Source organism: Dactylosporangium sp. CA-152071, assembly GCF_050936335.1.
GTDB classification, from domain to species: domain Bacteria; phylum Actinomycetota; class Actinomycetes; order Mycobacteriales; family Micromonosporaceae; genus Dactylosporangium; species Dactylosporangium maewongense.
In genome coordinates, this window is the sequence record NZ_JBNJMZ010000002.1 from 79,228 (window position 1) to 100,609 (window position 21,382).

Sequence of the window (21,382 nt, forward strand, 5' to 3'; positions counted from 1 at the left end):
CGCACCGTGTTCCCGGTCGCCGACGGCCGGCCGCACCAGCACGTCGTCCCCGTCGAGGAGCTCGGCTGGCGGCTGGACGTCGCCGACGTCGAGCCGGCAGAGCTGCGGCAGCGGGCGTCGGCCGCCGCAGGGCACGCCTTCGACCTCGCACGGGAGATCCCGGTCAAGGCCTGGCTGTTCGACGACGGCTCCGGCACCCGCGTCCTCGTCGCGGTCGTGCACCACATCGCGACCGACGGCTGGTCCAGCGGCCCGCTCGCCCGGGACGTGTCGGCCGCCTACTCGGCCCGGCTCGACGGCCGCGCGCCGCGGTGGGAGCCGCTGCCGGTCCAGTACGCCGACTACACGCTGTGGCAGCGGGACCTCCTCGGCGCCGAGAGCGACCCGGACAGCGTCGTCTCGCGGCAGGTCGCCCACTGGCGGCAGGTACTGGAGGGCGCGCCCGAGGAGCTGGCGCTGCCCGTCGACCGGCAGCGCCCGGCGGCGGCGACGTACCGCGGCCGCACCGTGCCCGTCGCTGTCCCGGCCGACGTCCACGCCCGCCTGCTGCGGGTCGCCCGCGAGCAGGGCGTGACCGTGTTCATGGTGCTGCAGGCCACCCTCGCGGTGCTGCTGCACCGGCTCGGCGCGGGCACCGACGTGCCGATCGGGGCGCCGATCGCCGGTCGTACCGACGAGAACCTCGACGACCTGGTCGGCTACTTCATCAACACGATGGTCATCCGGACGGACCTGACCGGCGACCCGACGTTCGAGCAGGTGCTGGCGCGGGTCCGCGCCGCGGGCGTGGCCGCCTACGACCAGCAGGACGTGCCGTTCGAACGCCTCGTCGAGGAACTCGCCCCGCAGCGCTCGTTGTCCCGGCACCCGCTGTTCCAGGTGATGCTCACCCTCCAGAACGCCCCCGACCAGGTGCTGCACCTGCCCGGAGTGGACGTGCGGGAGGCTCCGCGCGACGAGCCGCCGTCGAAGTTCGACCTCAACGCCATCGTCGCCGAGCAGTTCGACACCGCCGGCGCGCCGGCCGGGATCAGCGGCGGCCTGACCGGGTCGCTCGACCTGTTCGACCCCGCGTCCGTGACGGCGATCGCGGACCGCTGGGTCCGGGTCATCGCGGCGCTGGTCGCCGACCCCGGCGGCCGCGTGTCCGACGTGGAGGTGCTCGACCCCGCCGAACGGCAGCGGATCCTTCACGACTGGACCGGCACGCCGGCCGGCGTGCCGGTCGCGACGCTGCCGGAGCTGTTCGCGGCGCAGGTCGCCCGCACGCCCGACGCGGTGGCGGTCGTCAGTGACGACGCCGAGCTGACGTACGCCGACCTCGACGCCCGCGCGAACCGGCTCGCCGCGCACCTCACGGGTCTCGGCGCCGGCCCGGAGCGCCTCGTCGGCGTCTGCCTCGACCGCGGCGCCGACCTCATGGTGATGCTCCTGGCCGTGCTCAAGGCCGGCGCCGCCTACCTGCCGGTGGACCCGGGCTACCCGGCCGAGCGGATCGCGTTCATGCTCACCGACGCGGCACCCGTCGCCGTCCTCGCGTCGGCCGCGACCGCCGCCGCCCTGCCGGCCACCGGCGTGCCGGTCGTGATCCTCGACGACCTGCCGCCGTCCGGCGTGGCCGCCGCGCCGCCGGCCGCGCTGCTCCCGCAGCACCCGGCGTACGTCATCTACACGTCCGGCTCGACGGGCACCCCGAAGGGCGTCCTGGTCTCCCACGCCGGGTTCGCCGCGTTCGCCGCCGGCCACGCCCAGCTGCTCGGCGTCGGCCCCGGCGACCGGGTGGCGCAGTTCGCGTCGGCGAGCTTCGACACGTTCGGCTGGGAATGGTGCATGGCCCTGCTGCAGGGCGCCGCGCTCGTCGTCGTGCCCGCCGAGCACCGCTTCGGTGACGCGCTCACCGATCTCCTGCGGTCGCGGAGGGTGTCGTACGTGACGCTCCCGCCGGCCGTGCTGGCCCTGCTGGACCCGGCGTCGATCGACCCGGGCGTGACCATCATGGTCGCCGGCGAGGCGTGCCCGCCCGAGGTGATGGCGCGCTGGTCCGCCGGGCACCGCATGTTCAACTCGTACGGGCCGACGGAGACCACCGTCGACGCGACGCTGTGGCGGTGCGACCCGGCCGCCGCGCAGGTCGCGATCGGCCGGCCGGTCGTCGACACCCGCGTCCACGTCCTCGACGACCGGCTGCGGCCCGTCCCGCCCGGCGTCCCCGGCGAGCTGTACGTCGCCGGCGCCGGCCTCGCCCGCGGCTACGTCCGCCGCGCCGCCCTGACCGCGACCCGGTTCGTCGCGGACCCGTCCGGCGGCGGCCGGCTGTACCGCACCGGCGACGTGGTGCGCTGGACCGCGGGCGGCGACCTCGTGTTCGTCGGCCGGGCCGACGACCAGGTCAAGATCCGCGGCTTCCGGATCGAACCCGGCGAAATCGAGACCGTCCTCACCGCCCACCCGCTGGTGACCCGGGCGGTGGTCGTCGCCCGCGAGGACACCCCCGGCGACCGGCGCCTCGTCGCCTACGTCGTCGGCGCCGCCGACCCCGCCGGGCTGCGCGAGCACGTCGCCGCGCGGCTGCCGGAGTACATGGTGCCGTCGGCGGTCGTGCCCCTCGCCGAGATCCCACTCACGGTCAACGGCAAGCTCGACCGCGACGCCCTGCCCGCCCCCGACACCACCGGCGCCGCGACGCCGGGCCGCGGCCCCGCCGACGCCCGCGAAGCCGCGCTGTGCGAGGCGTTCGCCGAGCTGCTCGGCGTCGACTCGGTCGGCGTCGACGACGACTTCTTCGTCCTCGGCGGCCACTCGCTGCTCGCCGTCCGCCTGATCAGCCGGATCCGGGCGGCGCTGCAGGTCGAGGTCGACATCCGCACCCTGTTCGAGGCCCCGACGGTCGCCGGCCTCGCCGCGCGGCTGCCCGGCGCCTCTGACGCCCGCCCGGCGCTCGTGCCGCTGCCCCGCCCGTCGCGGCTGCCGCTGTCCTACGCGCAGCAACGGCTGTGGTTCGTCGGCCAGGTCGAGGGCCCCAGCGCGACGTACAACATCCCCATGGTGCTGGGGCTGTCCGGCGACGTCGACACCGGCGCCCTCGAGGCGGCCCTGCGCGACGTCGTCGACCGGCACGAGGTGCTGCGCACCGTGTTCCCGACCGCCGACGGCGAACCGTGCCAGCACATCGTCGCCGGCGCCGACCTGGACTGGCGGCTCCAGCGGGTCACGGTGCCCGCCGGGGACCTTGCGGACGCGGTCGGCCGGGCCACCCAGCACCCGTTCGACCTCGCGACCGAGGTGCCGATCCGGGCCTCGCTGTTCACCACCGGGGACGGCGAGCAGGTGCTCGTCGTGGTCGTGCACCACATCGCCGGCGACGGCTGGTCGACCGGCCCGCTCGCTCGCGACGTGTCCGCGGCCTACGCGGCCCGCCGCGCCGGCCGTGCCCCCGGCTGGGCGGCACCGGCGGTCCAGTACGCCGACTACGCCCTGTGGCAGCGCGACCTCCTCGGCCGCGAAGACGACCCGGACAGCCTGATCTCCCGGCAGGTCGGCTACTGGCGGCAGGCCCTCGCGGGCGCGCCGGAGGAGCTGACGCTGCCGGTCGACCGGCAGCGTCCAGCGACTGCCGGGCACCGTGGCCACACCGTCGCCGTCGACGTCCCCGCCGACGTCCACGCCCGCGTGCGGGACCTCGCCCGGGACCGCGGCGTCACCGTCTTCATGGTGCTGCAGGCCGCGCTCGGTGCGCTGCTGTCGAAGCTCGGCGCCGGCACGGACGTCCCGATCGGCGTCGCGGTCGCCGGCCGCACCGACGAAGCCCTCAACGACCTGGTCGGCTTCTTCGTCAACACGCTCGTCATCCGCACCGACCTCGCCGGCGACCCGGCCTTCACCGAGATCCTGGACCGGGTCCGCGACACCGGCCTGGCCGGTTTCGAGCATCAGGACGTGCCGTTCGAGCGCCTCGTCGAGGAGCTGGCCCCGGCCCGTTCGCTGGCCCGGCACCCGCTGTTCCAGGTGATCCTGACCGTGCAGAACACCGCGGCGGCCGTCCTGGACCTGCCGGGCGTGCGGGTCACCGAGCTCGTGCCGGCGGCGCAGTCCGCGTCGGCGGCCACGTTCGACCTGGACCTCAACGTCGGCGAGCACGTCACCGGCGGCGACGTCCCGGCCGGGATCCGTGGGCGGCTGACCGGGTCGGCGGACCTGTTCGACGCCGGCACCGTCGCCGCGATCGCCGACCGGTGGGTCCGGCTGCTCGCCGCGGTGACCGCCGACCCCGGCACCCCGCTGTCCGCGGTCGACGTCATGACCGCCGGCGAGCGCCGGCGCGTCCTCGCCGACTGGAACGACACGTCCCAGCCGTTGCGGGCCGATCTCGTCCCGGCGTTGTTCGCGGAGCGGGTGGCGCGGACGCCGGATGCGGTGGCGGTGGTGTGTGACGGCGTGGGGGTGTCCTATGTGGACCTCGACGTCCGCGCGAACCGTCTGGCGCGCTACTTGGCTGGTGCGGGGGTGGGGCCTGACTCGGTCGTCGGCCTGTATCTGCCGCGTGGTGTCGACATGGTGGTGGCGTTGCTGGCGGTGTGGAAGGCGGGCGGCGCGTACCTGCCGGTCGACCTGGCCTATCCGGCGGAGCGGGTCGCGTTCATGCTTGCTGACGCGAAGGCGGCGGTGTTGCTGGGTCTTGAGGACGACCTGGACGAGTTGCCGGCGGGCCGGGTGCGGACCGTTGCGGTCGACGACCCGCGGATCGCCCGGCAGTCGCCAGATCCGTTGAATGTGGCGGTGCTGCCGGATCATCTCGCGTATGTCATCTACACGTCCGGTTCGACCGGCACGCCGAAGGGTGTGGCGGTCACCCACGGCGGTCTGACGAACTATGCGCAGTGGGCAGCGGTGGAGTACGGTCCGGCCGGTCAGGGTGCGGTGTTGCACTCCTCCCTGGCGTTCGACCTGACGGTGACGAGCGTGGTCGTGCCGCTGATCGCGGGGTCGCGGGTGGTGGCCAGCGTCGACGGCGGCGCGGAGGGGTTGGCGGACGTGGTCAACGGCTCCGGCGGGTTCGACGTGGTGAAGGTCGTCCCCGCGCACCTGCCGATGCTGAGCGAGCTGCTGACCGGCCCGACCGCCAAGGTACTCGTCGTCGGTGGCGAGGCGCTCCTGGCCGCGCCGGTCCGGGACTGGCTCTCGCACTCGCCCGGCTCGGTCGTCGTGAACGAGTACGGGCCGACCGAGACCGTCGTCGGCTGCTGCGTGTACCGCGTCGCCGCCGGCCAGGACCTCGCGGACCAGGTGCCCATCGGCAGGCCGATCGCCAACACCCGCCTGTACGTGCTGGACGAGCGGCTGCAGCCGGTGCCGGTCGGCGTGGCCGGCGAGCTGTACATCGGCGGCGCGCAACTGGCCCGCGGCTACGTGGGCCGCGCCGGGCTGACGGCGGGCCGGTTCGTCGCCGACCCGCTCGGCGGCGGTGAGCGGCTGTACCGCACCGGCGACGTCGTGCGCTGGAACGCCGACGGGAACCTGGTCTACCTCGGCCGCGCCGACGAGCAGGTGAAGATCCGCGGATACCGGATCGAACCCGGCGAGATCGAGGCCGTGCTGACCGGGCACCGGCAGGTCACCCAGGCGGCCGTCGTCGTCCGCGAGGACGTCCCCGGCGACCGGCGGCTCGTCGCGTACGTCGTCGGCGCCACCGGCGGGCTGCGGGAGTTCGTCGCGGCCCGCCTCCCCGAGTACATGGTGCCGGCCGCGTTCGTGGCCCTGGACGCGCTACCGCTGACCGGCAACGGCAAGCTCGACCGGCGGGCGCTGCCCGCACCCGACGCCACCGGCGCCGGCACGTCGAGCCGCGGCCCCGCCGACGCCCGCGAGACCGCCCTGTGCGCCGCGTTCGCCGACGTCCTCGGCCTCGGCACCGTCGGCGTCGACGACGACTTCTTCGCCCTCGGCGGCCACTCCCTGCTCGCCGTCCGTCTCGTCAGCCGGATCCGGGCCACCCTCGGCGTCGAGATCGACATCCGGACCCTGTTCGACAGCCCGACCGTCGCCGGACTCGCCGCCCGCCTCCCGGACGCCGGCACGGCGAGGCCCGCCCTGACGCCACAGGTCCGCCCGGAGCGCCTGCCGCTGTCGTACGCGCAGCAACGCCTCTGGTTCATCGGCCGGCTCGAAGGCCCCAGCCCCACCTACAACGTCCCGGTCGTGCTGCGCCTCTCCGGTGCGGTGGACGTCGCCGCGCTCGACGCCGCGCTGCGCGACGTGATCGGGCGGCACGAGGTCCTGCGGACCGTGTTCCCCGTCGCCGGCGGCGCACCGTTCCAGCGGATCCTCGACGACAGCGAGTGGCGCGACGGCTGGCGTCTCGAGGTGTCCGAGGGCAGCCCTGAGGCGGTCACCGCCGCGACCCGGCACCCGTTCGACCTGGAGCGGGAGATCCCGATCCGGGCGTCGCTGTTCCTCGACGAGTCCGTCCTGGTCGTCGTCGTCCACCACATCGCGGGCGACGGCTGGTCCACCGGCCCCCTCGCGGCGGACCTGACGACGGCGTACACGGCCAGGCTGTCCGGTGCCGCTCCACAGTGGACGCCGCTGCCGGTCCAGTACGCCGACTACGCGCTCTGGCAGCGTGACGTGCTCGGCTCGGAGGACGACCCGGGCAGCGTCATCGCCCGGCAGGTCGCCCACTGGCGGCAGGCCCTCGCCGGCGCGCCGGACGAGCTGGAGCTCCCCACCGACCACGCCCGCCCGGCGGCGGCGAGCCACGTCGGCCACACCGTGCCGCTGCACATCCCCGCGGGGGTGCACGCCCGCCTGCGCGACGTGGCCCGCGATCACGGCGCGACGGTGTTCATGGTCGTCCAGGCCGCGGTCGGGGTGCTGTTGTCGAAGCTGGGTGCGGGCACGGATGTGCCGATCGGGACGGCGGTCGCTGGTCGTACCGACGAGGCGCTGGACGGTCTGGTCGGGTTCTTCGTGAATACGTTGGTGTTGCGGATGGATCTTTCTGGGGATCCGACGTTTGTGGAGTTGTTGGGTCGGGTGCGGGAGGGTGGTCTGGCGGCGTTCGAGCATGCGGATGTGCCGTTCGAGCGTCTGGTGGAGGAGTTGTCGCCGGCGCGGTCGTTGTCGCGGCATCCGCTGTTCCAGGTGATGCTGACCGTGCAGAACACGGCCGACCCCGTCCTCGAACTGCCCGGCGTCACCGTCACGGCGTCCGCCGGGGCGGCACCGGCGGCCAAGTTCGACCTCGACGTGGCGGTGTCGGAGCGATACACCAAGGACGGCGCCCCGGCCGGCCTCACCGGCGACGTCACCGGCGCCGCGGACCTGTTCACCGCCGGCACCGTGACCCGCCTCGCCGACCGGCTGCTCCGCGTCCTCGCCGCCGTCGCCGCCGAGCCGGCGGCCCGCTTGTCCGATGTGGACGTCCTCGATCCCGCCGAGCGCCGGCAGGTCCTGTCGGACTGGAACCCGGCGGTCGGCGTGGCGCCGGCGGGGACGCTGCCGTCGGTGTTCGCCGCGATCGCCGCCGCCACGCCGGCGGCGATCGCGCTGGTCGACGGTGACGCGCGCCTGTCCTACGCGGAGCTGGACGCCCGCTCCAACCGGGTGGCCCGCCTCCTGGTGGACCGTGGTGTGCGGCCGGAGGATCTGGTCGCGGTACAGATGTCGCGCTCGGCGGACCTGGTCGTGGCGCTGCTGGGTGTGCTGAAGGCCGGTGCGGGCTACCTGCCGATCGATCCGGCGTACCCGGCGGAGCGGGTGGCGTTCATGCTCGCCGACGCCCGTCCGGCGCTGCTGCTGACCGACCTGTCTGAAGTCTCGGACAGTGACGCCCCGGTGGAGGTGCCGGGCCTGCTGCTGGACCACCCGGCGTACGTGATCTACACGTCGGGGTCGACCGGCACGCCGAAGGGCGTCGTCGTGTCGCACCGCAACGTGATGACGCTGCTGGCCGCGACGGCGGAGCGGTTCGCGTTCGGCGCGGATGACGTGTGGACGTGGTTCCACTCGTTCGCGTTCGACTTCTCGGTGTGGGAGCTGTGGGGCGCCCTGCTGCACGGCGGCACCGTGGTCGTGGTTCCGTTCGACGTGTCCCGCTCCCCGGCGGACTTCTGGGACCTGCTGGTCCGTGAGCGGGTCACGGTGTTGAACCAGACCCCGTCGGCGTTCTACCAGCTGACCCCGGCACCGAGCGCCCTGCGCGTGGTCGTGTTCGGCGGCGAGGCCCTCGACCCGTCGCGCCTCGCCGGCTGGTGGGACCGCGGTGTCCAGCTGGTGAACATGTACGGCATCACGGAGACGACGGTCCACGTCACCTACCGTCTCCTCGACGGTCCGGTGTCCGGCAGCGTCATCGGCCGGGGACTTCCCGGCCTGCGGGTGTTCGTCCTGGACGAGCGGCTGCAGCCGGTCCCGGTCGGCGTGGCCGGTGAGATGTATGTCGCGGGCGCACAGCTGGCCCGTGGCTACGCCGGCCGTGCGGGCCTCACCAGCAGCCGGTTCGTGGCGAGTCCGTTCGGCGCTGGTGAGCGGATGTACCGCTCCGGTGACCGGGCCCGTTGGACCGCCGACGGTGATCTCGTGTTCGTGGGTCGCTCCGACGACCAGGTGAAGGTCCGCGGGTTCCGGATCGAGCCGGGTGAGGTCGAGGCCGTCCTGCTGACCCATCCGGAGGTCTCGCAGGCCGCCGTCCTGCTGCGTGAGGACCGGCTCGTGGCCTACGTGGTCGGTGCCGTCGAAGGGCTGCGTGAGCACGTCGCGGCGTCGTTGCCGGAGTACATGGTGCCGGCCGCGTTCGTGGCCCTGGACGTGCTGCCGCTGACGGTGAACGGCAAGCTGGACCGGCGGGCGTTGCCCGCGCCGCAGTTCCAGGCCGGTGCGGGACGTGGACCCGCGAACGTCCACGAGGAACTGCTGTGCGCCGCCTTCGCGCATGTGCTCGACCTGGACGCGGTCGGCGTCGACGACGACTTCTTCGCCCTCGGCGGGCACTCCCTGCTCGCCGTTCGCCTCGTCGAGTGGCTCCGGGAACGGGGCGTCGCCGTGTCCGTCCGGGCGCTGTTCGAGACCCCGTCCCCGGCCGGCCTCGCCGCGACCGCCGGGCCGGTGCCGGTCGCCGTGTCCGGCACCCTCACGGACCTGACCGAGGACGAGCTGCGGATCGTCACCGCCGCCGTCGCCGAGGGCGACATCGCCGACATCTACCCCCTCGCCCCGCTGCAGGAAGGCATCCTCTTCCACCACCTCCTCGCCGGCGGTGGCGACGACGCCTACGTGCTGTCCACCGTCCTCGCCTTCGACGGCCGCGCCCGCCTCGACGCGTTCACCGCGGCGCTGCAGCAGGTGATCGACCGGCACGATGTGTTCCGCACCTCCGTCGTGTGGGAGGGGCTGCGCGAACCGGTCCAGGTGGTGTGGCGGAGCGCCACGCTGCCGGTCGTCGAGGTCGGCGGCGTCGACGAGGTCGGCCGGTCCATGGACCTCGGGCGGGCCCCGCTGCTCGACGTCCACGTCAGCCCCGAGGCGGACGGCCGGTGGCTGGCCCTCGTCCGAGTTCATCACCTGGTCCAGGACCACACCGCCCTCGACGTCGTCCTCGGCGAGATCCAGGCCGTCCTCGACGGCCGCGCCGCCGACCTGCCGGAGCCGGTCCCGTTCCGGAACTTCGTTGCCCAGGCCCGCGCCACAGGCGGGCACGAGGAGCACTTCCGCGCCCTGCTCGCCGGCGTCGACGAGCCGACCGTCGCCTTCGGCGTCGCGGGCGTCCACGGCGACGGCTCCGACGTCGTCACGGCCCACCTGGGGGTCGAGCCGGCCCTCGCGCACCGGCTGCGGGACGCGGCCCGGCGGCTCGGCGCCAGCCCGGCCACCGTCATGCACGTCGCCTGGTCCCGGGTCCTCGCCGCCGTCTCGAGCCGTACCGACATCGTGTTCGGCACCGTCCTCCTCGGCCGCATGAACGCCGGAACCGGCGCCGAGCGGGTCCCCGGCGCGTTCATCAACACGCTGCCCGTCCGCGTCCGCACCGGCGACCTCGACGCGGCCGCCGCCGTCGCCGGCATGCGCCGCCAGCTCGCCGGCCTCCTCGAACACGAGCACGCCTCGCTCGCGCTGGCGCAGCGGGTCAGCGCCGTCCCCGCCGACGAGCCACTGTTCACGACCCTGTTCAACTACCGGCACGCCGGCACCGGCGGCCCGGCCCGCACCGGCGGGTTCGAGGTCCTCTCCGCCCGCGAACGGACGAACTACCCGCTGACCGTGTCCGTCGACGACGACGGCACCGGCTTCGCGTTCGCGGTCGACGCCGCCGCCCCCATCGACCCGCACGCGGTCGCCGCCATGCTGCACACCGCGACGGCGGGTCTCGTCGCCGCCCTGTCGCAGGGCGCCCCGGAGCCGCTCGCCACCATCGACGTGCTCGGCGAGGTCGAGCGCCGCCAGGTCCTGTCGGAGTGGAACCCCGCGGTCGACGTGACGCCGGCCGGCACGCTGGTGTCCGTGTTCGCGGCACAGGCCGCCAGCGCCCCTGCCGCGACCGCTCTGGTCGACGGCGACCTGCGTCTGTCGTACGCGGAGCTGGACGCCCGCTCCAACCGGGTGGCCCGCTTCCTCGCCGGTCGTGGCGTCGGTCCGGAGAGCCTGGTCGCCGTGCAGATGGACCGCTCCGCCGACCTGGTCGTGGCGCTGCTCGGCGTCCTGAAGGCGGGCGCCGGCTACCTGCCGATCGACCCGGCGTACCCGGCGGAGCGGGTGGCGTTCATGCTGGCGGACGCCCGGCCGGCGCTGGTCATGTCCGATCTTTCGGACCTGCCGGACGACGACAGCGCCGTTCAGGTCCCGGGCCTGCTGCTGGACCACCCGGCGTACGTGATCTACACGTCGGGGTCGACCGGCACGCCGAAGGGCGTCGTCGTGTCGCACCGCAACGTGATGACGCTGCTGGCCGCGACGGCGGAGCGGTTCGTGTTCGGCGCGGATGACGTGTGGACGTGGTTCCACTCGTTCGCGTTCGACTTCTCGGTGTGGGAGCTGTGGGGCGCGCTTCTGCACGGCGGCACAGTCGTCGTCGTGCCCTTCGACGTGTCCCGGTCCCCGGCGGAGTTCGCCGCGCTGCTGGACCGCGAACAGGTGACCGTCCTGAACCAGACCCCGTCCGCGTTCTACCAGCTGACGGCGGCACCGAGCGCCCTGCGCGTGGTCGTGTTCGGCGGCGAGGCCCTGGACCCGGCGCGCCTCACCGCGTGGTGGGACCGCGGTGTCCGGTTGGTGAACATGTACGGCATCACGGAGACGACGGTCCACGTCACCTACCGTCTCCTCGACGGTCCGGTGTCCGGCAGCGTCATCGGCCGAGGGCTTCCCGGCCTGCGGGTGTTCGTCCTGGACGAGCGGCTGCAGCCGGTCCCGGTCGGCGTGGCCGGTGAGATGTATGTCGCGGGCGCACAGCTGGCCCGTGGCTACGCCGGCCGTGCGGGCCTCACCAGCAGCCGGTTCGTGGCGAGTCCGTTCGGCGCTGGTGAGCGGATGTACCGCTCCGGTGACCGGGCCCGTTGGACCGCCGACGGTGATCTCGTGTTCGTGGGTCGCTCCGACGACCAGGTGAAGGTCCGCGGGTTCCGGATCGAGCCGGGTGAGGTCGAGGCCGTCCTGCTGACCCATCCGGAGGTCTCGCAGGCCGCCGTCCTGCTGCGTGAGGACCGGCTCGTGGCCTACGTGGTCGGTGCCGTCGAAGGGCTGCGTGAGCACGTCGCGGCGTCGTTGCCGGAGTACATGGTGCCGGCCGCGTTCGTGGCCCTGGACGCGTTGCCGCTGACGGTGAACGGCAAGCTGGACCGGCGGGCGCTGCCCGCGCCGCAGTTCCAGGCCGGTGCCGGACGTGGACCCGCGAACGTCCACGAAGAGCTGCTGTGCGCCGCGTTCGCGCAGGTGCTCGACCTGGATGCGGTCGGCGTCGTCGACGACTTCTTCGCCCTCGGCGGGCACTCCCTGCTCGCCGTCCGCCTCGTCAGCCGCATCCGCACCGTCCTCGGCGTCGAACTGCCGCTGCGGGACCTCTTCGACCACCCGACCGTCGCCCTGCTCGCCGCCCGCCTGTCCGGCGCCGGCACGGCCAGGTCCGCGCTCGGGCCGCAGCCCCGCCCGCAGCGGCCGCCGCTGTCATACGCACAGCAGCGCCTCTGGTTCATCGACCAGCTCGAAGGCCCCGCCGCCACCTACACCATCCCGACCGTGCTGGAGCTCACCGGCACCGTGGACGCCGCCGCGCTCGAAGCGGCGTTCCGGGACGTCATCGCCCGCCACGAGGTGCTCCGCACCGTCTTCCCCGCCGAGGGCAACCTGCCGTTCCAGCGGATCCTCGACGACGCCGAATGGCGCCTCGAGGTCGCGGACAGCACGCCGGACGCGATCGCCGCGGCCGCCGCCCGCCCGTTCGACCTGGCGACCGACCTGCCGATCCGGGCGTCGCTGTTCACCGGGCCTGACCGGCACACCCTCGTCGTGGTCCTGCACCACATCGCCGGCGACGCCTGGTCCGCCGGCCCGCTGGCGGCCGACCTGTCGGCGGCCTACGCGGCCCGGCGCGGCGGTGCCGCCCCACAGTGGACGCCGCTGCCGGTCCAGTACGCGGACTACGCGCTCTGGCAGCGTGACGTGCTCGGCTCGGAGGACGACCCGGGCAGCGTCATCGCCCGGCAGGTCGCCCACTGGCGGCAGACCCTCGCCGGGGCGCCGGCGGAGCTCACCCTGCCGGCCGACCGGCCCCGCCCCGCCGTCGCGAGCCACACCGGGCACAGCGCCGCCCTGCACCTGCCCGCCGACGTGCACGCGCGGCTGCGGACCGTCGCCCGCGAGCACGGCGTCACCGTGTTCATGGTCGTCCAGGCCGCGGTCGGGGTGCTGTTGTCGAAGCTGGGTGCGGGCACGGATGTGCCGATCGGGACGGCGGTGGCTGGTCGTACCGACGAGGCGTTGGACGGTCTGGTCGGGTTCTTCGTGAATACGTTGGTGTTGCGGATGGATCTTTCTGGGGATCCGACGTTTGTGGAGTTGTTGGGTCGGGTGCGGGAGGGTGGTCTGGCGGCGTTCGAGCATGCGGATGTGCCGTTCGAGCGTCTGGTGGAGGAGTTGTCGCCGGCGCGGTCGTTGTCGCGGCATCCGCTGTTCCAGGTGATGCTGACCGTGCAGAACACCGCCGACCCCGTCCTCGACCTGCTCGGCGTCACCGTCACGGCCGCGGCCGCCGGGCCGGTCGCGGCGAAGTTCGACCTCGACGTCGCCGTCACCGAGGGCCCCGCCGGCCTCGCCGGCACGGTCACCGGATCCGCGGACCTGTTCGACGCCGGCACCGTCGACCGGCTCGCGGACCGCCTCGCCCGCGTGCTGACCACGGTCGTCACCGCACCCGCCACCCGGCTGTCCGAAGTGGACATCCTCGGACCGGCCGAACGGCACCGCGTCCTCGTCGACTGGAACGCGACCGGGTTCACCGTGCCGCAGACCACCCTGCCCGCGCTGTTCGCCGCGCAGGCGGCCCGCACCCCGGACGCGACCGCCGTCGTCTGCGGCGCCGGGTCCGTCACGTACGCGCGGCTGCACGCCCGCTCCAACGGGTTCGCCCGACACCTGCGCGGACTCGGCGTCGGACCGGAGATGGTCGTCGGTGTCCGGATGCGTCGCGGGATCGACCTGCTGGTCGCTGTGCTTGGCATTCTCAAGGCCGGCGGCGCCTACCTGCCGCTCGACCCGGACCTGCCGGACGAGCGGGTGGAGTTCATGGTCGCCGACGCCGGCGCCGTCCTTGTCGTGACCGAGGTGGTCGGCGGCGACGCTGCCGACCTCGACGTGGCGCTGCTGCCGTCGCATCCGGCCTATGTCATCTACACGTCGGGCTCGACCGGCACGCCGAAGGGTGTGGTGGTCGAGCATCGTTCGGTGGCGGCGTTGGTGCGGTGGGCGGGGGAGCGGTTCGGTGGTGGGCTGTTCGAGCGGGTGCTGGGCGCGACGTCGCTGAGCTTCGACGTGTCGGTGTTCGAGCTGTTCGGTCCGCTGTGCAGCGGCGGATCCGTCCGCCTCGTCGACGACCTCCTCGCCCTCGCCGACGCGCCGGTGGACGACGCGTCACTGATCTGCGCCGTGCCGTCGGCGCTCGTGCCGGTGATCGGATCCGTGACCGCAGGCATGGCGGTCCTGGCCGGCGAAGGCCTCTCGGCGACCGTCCTGGACACGGTCCGGGCCGCGGTACCGGCGGTCGCGAACATCTACGGCCCGACCGAGGCGACCGTCTACGCCACCGCCTGGTTCGACGACGGCGCGACCCGCACGGTCCCGCCGATCGGCCGGCCCATCGGTGGCACCCGCGTGTACGTCCTCGACGACCGCCTGCAGCCGGTCGCGCCCGGCGTGGCGGGCGAGCTGTACCTGGCCGGCACCGGCATCGCGCGCGGCTACCTGAACCGGCCGGGTCTGACCGCCGACCGGTTCGTCGCGGACCCGTTCGGCGCCGGTGGACGCCTGTACCGGACGGGTGACGGCGTGCGGTGGGACGCCGACGGCAACCTGGTCTACCTAGGCCGCAGCGACCAGCAGGTGAAGGTCCGCGGGTTCCGCGTCGAACCCGGCGAGATCGAAGCCGTCCTCGCCGGGCACGCCGACGTGACCCAGGCCGTCGTCGTCGCCCGCGATGACCGGCTCGTCGCCTACGCGGCCGGCACCGCCGACAGCGTCGCCCTGCGTAAGCTCGCCGCGTCGCGGCTGCCGGACTACATGGTGCCCGCCGCGATCGTCGTGCTCGACGCGCTGCCGCTCAACGCCAACGGCAAGCTCGACCGCCGGGCACTGCCGGACCCGCGGTTCACCTCCGGCGCCGGGCGGGGACCCGCCGGTGTGCGGGAAGAGCTCCTCTGCCAGGCGTTCGCCGACGTGCTCGGCCTCGACACCGTCGGCGTCGACGACGACTTCTTCGCCCTCGGCGGGCACTCCCTGCTCGCCGTCCGTCTCACGGCACGGGTCCGCACCGTCCTCGGCGTCGAGGTGCCGCTGCGGACCCTGTTCGAGGCGCCGACCGTCGCCGGCCTCGCCGCCCGGCTCGCCGGCGCGGGCGAACCCAGGGCCGCCGTCGAACGCCGGACCCGACCGCAGCAGGTGCCGCTGTCCTACGCCCAGCAGCGCGTGTGGTTCATCGGACAGCTGGAAGGCCCCAGCGCCACGTACAACATCCCCGCCGTGCTCGACCTCACCGGCGACGTCGACGTCGAGGCGCTCGACGCCGCGCTACGGGACGTCATCGACCGGCACGAGGTGCTGCGCACCGTCTTCCCCGTCGCGGACGGCGCACCGTTCCAGCGGATCCTCGACGACAGCGGGCAGGCCGGCTGGCACCTGGAGACCGTCGAAGGCGGCCAGGACGCCGTCGACGCGGCGACCCGGCACACGTTCGACCTGGCGACCGAGATCCCGATCCGGGCGTGGCTGTTCGGCGGCCGCACGCTGGTCGTCGTCGTCCACCACATCGCCGGCGACGGCTGGTCGACCGGCATCCTCGCCCGCGACCTCGGCACCGCGTACGCGGCCCGGCTGGAAGGCGCCGCGCCGCGGTGGACGCCTTTGCCGGCGCAGTACACCGACTACGCCCTCTGGCAGCGGGACCTGCTCGGATCCGCCGACGACCCGGGCAGCCTCATCGCCAGGCAGGTCGGCTACTGGCGGCAGGCGCTCGCCGGCGCCCCCGAGGAGCTCGCGCTCCCGACCGACCGGCGCCGCCCCGCCGTGGCCGGGCACACCGGCCACAGCGTCACGGTGCACGTCCCGGCGGGCCTGCACGCCCGCGTCCGGGACCTGGCCCGCGAACGCGGGGTCACGGTGTTCATGGTGCTGCAGGCCGCGTTCGGGGTGCTGCTGTCGAGGCTCGGCGCCGGTACCGACGTGCCGATCGGCACTCCGGTCGCGGGCCGCACCGACGAGGCCCTCGAGGACCTGGTCGGCTTCTTCGTCAACACCCTCGTCCTGCGGACCGACCTCGGCGGCGACCCCAGCTTCACCGAGCTGCTCGACCGGGTGCGGGACACGGGACTCGCCGCGTTCGAGCACGCCGACGTGCCGTTCGAACGCCTCGTCGAGGACCTCGCCCCGGCCCGGTCCCTCGCCCGGCACCCGCTGTTCCAGGTCCTGCTGACCCTGGAGAGCGCCGCCGAGGTGACCGTCGACCTGCCGGGCGCCGGCAGCCGGCCGGCGTCCGCCGGGTCCCGGGCCGCCAAGTTCGCCCTCGACCTCGCCGTCGCCGAGACGTTCGGCGCCGAAGGGACCGCGGCCGGACTGCGCGGCGTCCTGACCGGCGCGGCGGACCTGTTCGAGCAGGAGACCGTCGCGTCGATCGCCGGACGCTGGGTGCGGGTCCTCGACGCGGTCGTCGCCGACCCGGCCCGGCCGGTGTCCGACGTGGACGTCCTCGACGACACCGAACGGCGCCGGATCCTCGCGGACTGGAACGACACGGCCACCGCCGTGCCGGACGCGACGCTGCCCGCGCTGTTCGCGGCGCAGGCGGCCAGGACCCCGGAGGCCGTCGCGGTGCTGTCCGGCGGCACCGCCGTCACCTACGCCGACCTGGAGGCCCGTGCGAACCAGGTCGCGCACCTGCTGCTCGCGCGCGGCGCCGGGCGGGAGTCCGTCGTCGGCGTCTGCCTGCGGCGCGGCCCCGACCTGGTCGCGGCGCTGCTCGGCGTGCTCAAGGCCGGCGGCGCCTACCTGCCAGTCGACCCCGAGTACCCCGCGGAGCGGGTCGCGTTCGTCCTCGCCGACGCGGGCGCCGTGTGTGTCCTCACCGACGCCGCGTCCGCCGGTGCCACGGCCGGCGCGGCGGCACCGGTCCTGACGCTCGACGACCCGGCACCGCCCCCCGGCCCGGCGGCCGTCGAGGTGACCCCGGCGCAGCTCGCGTACCTCATCTACACGTCCGGATCGACGGGCACCCCGAAGGGCGTCGCCGTCGAGCACGGCGCGCTCGTCAACTTCCTCACCGCGATGCAGGACCGGTTCGGCCTCACCGCCGCCGACCGGCTCCTCGCCGTGACGACCGTCGGGTTCGACATCGCCGCGCTGGAGCTGTACCTGCCGCTGCTGCACGGCGCCACCGTCGTGCTCGCCGGGCGGGACGAGGTCCGCGACCCGCGGCTGCTGCGCGACCTGGTGCGCGGGCACGGCGTCACCGTCGTGCAGGGCACGCCGAGCCTGTGGCAGGCGCTGACCACCGACGCCGACACCGGCGACTGGGGCGGCGTGCGGGTCCTCGTCGGCGGCGAGGCGCTCCCGGCCGGCCTGGCGGGCACGCTCGCCGGTCGGGCCGCGTCGGTCACGAACCTCTACGGCCCGACCGAGACGACCGTCTGGTCCACGGCCGCCGGCGTCACCGGCACCGGCGGCGTCACGATCGGCCGGCCGATCGCCAACACCCGCGTCCTCGTCCTCGACGACCGGCTCCACCCGGTGCCCGCCGGGGTCGCCGGGGAGCTGTACATCGGCGGCGCCGGCGTGGCCCGCGGATACCGGAGACGCCCCGGCCTGACCGCCGAACGGTTCGTCGCCGACCCCACCGGCTCCGGCGAGCGCGTGTACCGCACCGGCGACGTCGTGCGCTGGACGGCCGGCGGAGACCTCGTCTACCTGTCCCGCGCCGACACGCAGGTGAAGCTGCGCGGCTTCCGGATCGAACCCGGCGAGGTCGAAGCGGTCCTGCTCGGCCACCCCGGCGTCGCCCGGGCGGCGGTCGCGCTGCGCGAGGACCGCCTCGTCGCCTACGTCGTCGGCGCCACCGACGGGCTCCGGGAGCACGCGGCGGAGCGCCTGCCGGAGTACATGGTGCCGTCGGCGTTCGTCGTGCTCGACGCGCTGCCGCTGACCCCGAACGGCAAGCTCGACCGCAGGGCGCTGCCGGAGCCGCGGTTCGAGACCGGCGCCTCACGCGTTCCGGCGTCCGCGCACGAGGAGCTGCTGTGCCTCGCGTTCGCCGACGTCCTCGGCGTCGACACTGTCGGGGTCGACGACGACTTCTTCGCCCTCGGCGGGCACTCGCTGCTCGCCGTCCGGCTCGTCAGCAGGGTCCGCGCCGTCCTCGGCGTCGAGGTGCCGCTGCGGGCGCTGTTCGAGGCGCCGACGGTGGCCGGGCTCGCCGCCCGCCTCCCGGGTGCGGGCACGGCCCGGGCCGGCCTGGCCGGGACGGTCCGGCCGGAGCGGCTGCCGGTGTCCTACGCGCAGCAGCGGCTGTGGTTCATCAGCCAGCTGGAAGGCCCCAGCGCCACCTACAACATCCCCCTCGCCGTGCGGCTGACCGGCGCCGTCGACGTGGCCGCGCTCGGCGCCGCGCTGCGTGACGTCATCGGGCGGCACGAGGTGCTGCGGACCGTCCTGCCGACCGAGGACGGCGACCCGTTCCAGCGGATCCTCGACCTCGACGAGCTCGACTGGCACCTCGAGGTGACGGAGGGCGGCCCGGATGCGGTCGCCCGGGCCGCGGAGCACGCGTTCGACCTGGCGACCCAGATCCCGATCCGGGCCTGGCTGTTCACCCCCGACAACCTGCTCGTCGTCGTCATCCACCACATCGCGGCCGACGCGTGGTCGATGCGTCCCCTCGCCGCGGACCTGTCGGCCGCCTACACCGCCCGCCTCGCCGGAGACGCTCCACAGTGGACGTCGCTACCGGTCCAGTACGCGGACTACGCCCTGTGGCAGCGGGACCTGCTCGGCTCCGAGGAGGACCCGGACAGCGTCATCGCCGGGCAGGTCGGCTACTGGAAGCGGGCCCTCGCCGGGGCACCGGAGGAGCTGACGCTGCCCGCCGACCGGCCCCGCCCGGCGGTCGGCAGCCACCGCGGGCACACCGTGCCGGTCGAGATCCCGGCGAGCCTGCACGAGCGGCTCCGCGCCGTCGCCCGGGCCGAAGGCGTCACCATGTTCATGCTCCTGCAGGCCGCGTACGCCGTCCTCATGGCGAAGCTGGGCGCCGGCACGGACATCCCGGTCGGCACGGCGGTCGACGCCCGCGGCGACGAGGCCCTCGACGGACTCGTCGGCTCGTTCGTCAACACGCTCGTCATCCGCAGCGACCTGTCCGGCGACCCGGCGTTCACCGACGTGCTCGCCGCGATGCGCCGCACTGCCCTGGCCGCGCTCGAACACGCCGACGTGCCGTTCGAGCGGCTCGTGGAGGAGCTCGCCCCGGCCCGGTCCCTGGCCCGGCACCCGCTGTTCCAGGTGCTGCTGACCGTGCAGACCGGCGAGGAGCCGGTCCTCGACCTCCCCGGCATCCAGGCCGGCGGGTCCGCGGCGGCGCCGGCGCCGACCGCCGCGAAGTTCGACCTCGCCGCGGTCGTCGGCGAGACCTACGACGCCGCCGGTGCGCCGGCCGGGATCGCCGGCGGGCTGACGGGGTCGGCGGACCTGTTCGACGCCGGCACCGTGGCCGCGATCGGCCGGCGCTGGCTGCGGCTCCTCGAGGCCGTCGCGGCCGACCCGGGCCGGCGTCTGTCCACGGCCGACGTCCTGGAGCCGGCCGAACGGGACCTCGTGCTGCACGCCTGGAACGACACCGCCACAGCACTGCCGGCGCTGCTCGTCCCGGAGATGGTCGCGGCGCAGGACCCGGGCGCGGTCGCCCTGGTCGCGGACGGCGCCGAGCTGACCTACGGCGAGCTGGACGCCCGGGCCAACCGGCTCGCCCGGTACCTGACCGGCCAGGGCGTCGGCACGGAGTCCGTCGTCGCGCTCTGCCTGCCACGCGGCGCCGACATGATCGTCGCGATCCTCGCAGTGTGGAAGGCAGGCGGCGCGTACCTGCCGCTCGACCCGGGCCACCCGGTCGACCGGATCGCGTTCATGCTCGCCGACGCGAAGGCGGCGCTGCTGCTCGGCGCCGAGGACGTGCTCGACGACCTGCCGGCCGGCCGGGTCCGGATGGTCGCCGTCGAGAACCCCCGGATCGCCGCGACGCCCGCCGACCCGGTCCAGGCCCGCGCGCTGCCCGGCCACCTGGCCTACGTCATCTACACGTCGGGCTCGACCGGCACCCCGAAGGGGGTCGGGGTCACCCACGGCGGCCTCGCCAACTACGTCGCGTCGGTGCCGGCCCGCGTCGGGCTGTCCGGGCCCGGCCGCTACGCCGTCCTGCAAGGACAGGTGACCGACCTCGGCAACACCGTCGTGTTCGGCGCCCTCGCCTCCGGCGGCACGCTGCTCGTCGCCCCCGAAGGGGCGGTGACCGACCCGGCGGCGCTCGCCGCGTTCGTCACCGCCGAACGGGTCGACGCGTTCAAGGTCGTCCCGTCGCACCTGGCGGCCCTCGGCACGATCGTGCCGGCCCGCGGGCTGGTCCTCGGCGGCGAGGCGGCGCCGGCCGCCTGGCTTCAGGACCTCGTCGCCACGGCCGGCGACCGGCCGGTGTACAACCACTACGGCCCGACCGAGACGACGATCGGCGTGCTGACCACCCGGTTGTCCGGCGACTCGCCGGTGCCGATCGGCCGGCCCGTCGCCAACACCCGCGTGTACGTCCTCGACGCCCGCCTCCGGCCGGTGCCGCTGGGCGTCGCGGGGGAGCTGTACGTCGGCGGGGCGCAGCTCGCCCGCGGGTACGTGGACCGCTCCGGGCTCACCGCGTCCCGTTTCGTCGCCGACCCGTTCGGCACCGGCGGCCGCCTCTACCGCACCGGCGACGTCGTGCGCTGGGCCCCTTCCGGCGACCTGGCCTACCTGGGCCGCGCCGACGAGCAGGTGAAGATCCGCGGCTTCCGGGTCGAGCCCGGCGAGGTCCAGGCCGTCCTCGCCGCACACCGCCTGGTGTCGCAGGCCGCGGTCGTCGTCCGCGAGGACCGGCCCGGGGACCTGCGCCTCGTCGCCTACGTCGCCGGCGACGCCGAACCGGCCGCGCTGCGCGAGCACGTCGCGGCCCGCCTGCCGGAGCACATGGTGCCGGCCGCCGTGGTCATCCTCGACACGCTGCCGCTCACCAGCAACGGCAAGCTCGACCGCAAGGCGCTGCCGGCGCCGGCCTACGCGGGCACCGCGGGGACCGGGCGCCCCCCGGCCAACGAGCGGGAGGAGCTGCTCAGCCGCGCGTTCGCGGAGACCCTGGGCCTGGAGACGGTCGGCGTCGACGACGACTTCTTCGACCTCGGCGGCCACTCCCTGCTCGCCGTCCGCCTCATCAGCCGGATTCGGGCATCCCTCGGCGTCGAGGTCGACATCCGCGTCCTCTTCGAAACCCCGACCCCGGCCGGTCTGGCCCTGCACGTCGGCACCCACCCGGCGATCCCCCGCCAGGCGCGCCCGGCCCTGCGCCCGATGCTCACCCCCGACGAGTACCGGTGACCACCCGCGACGAGTGATTCCCAGA

1 protein-coding gene (cut by a window edge) is annotated in these 21,382 nt (G+C 74.6%); it reads left to right on the forward strand.

The window, feature by feature from the left end; genetic code table 11:
• Positions 1 to 21,357: the 3' portion of a non-ribosomal peptide synthase/polyketide synthase gene (locus ACQEVZ_RS40425; protein ID WP_433377402.1), read on the forward strand. Its footprint begins 12,609 nt before the window's first position; the window shows 21,357 of its 33,966 coding nt (coding positions 12,610-33,966); its start codon lies off the left edge, out of view; its stop codon occupies positions 21,355 to 21,357.
• Positions 21,358 to 21,382 lie beyond the last annotated feature (25 nt).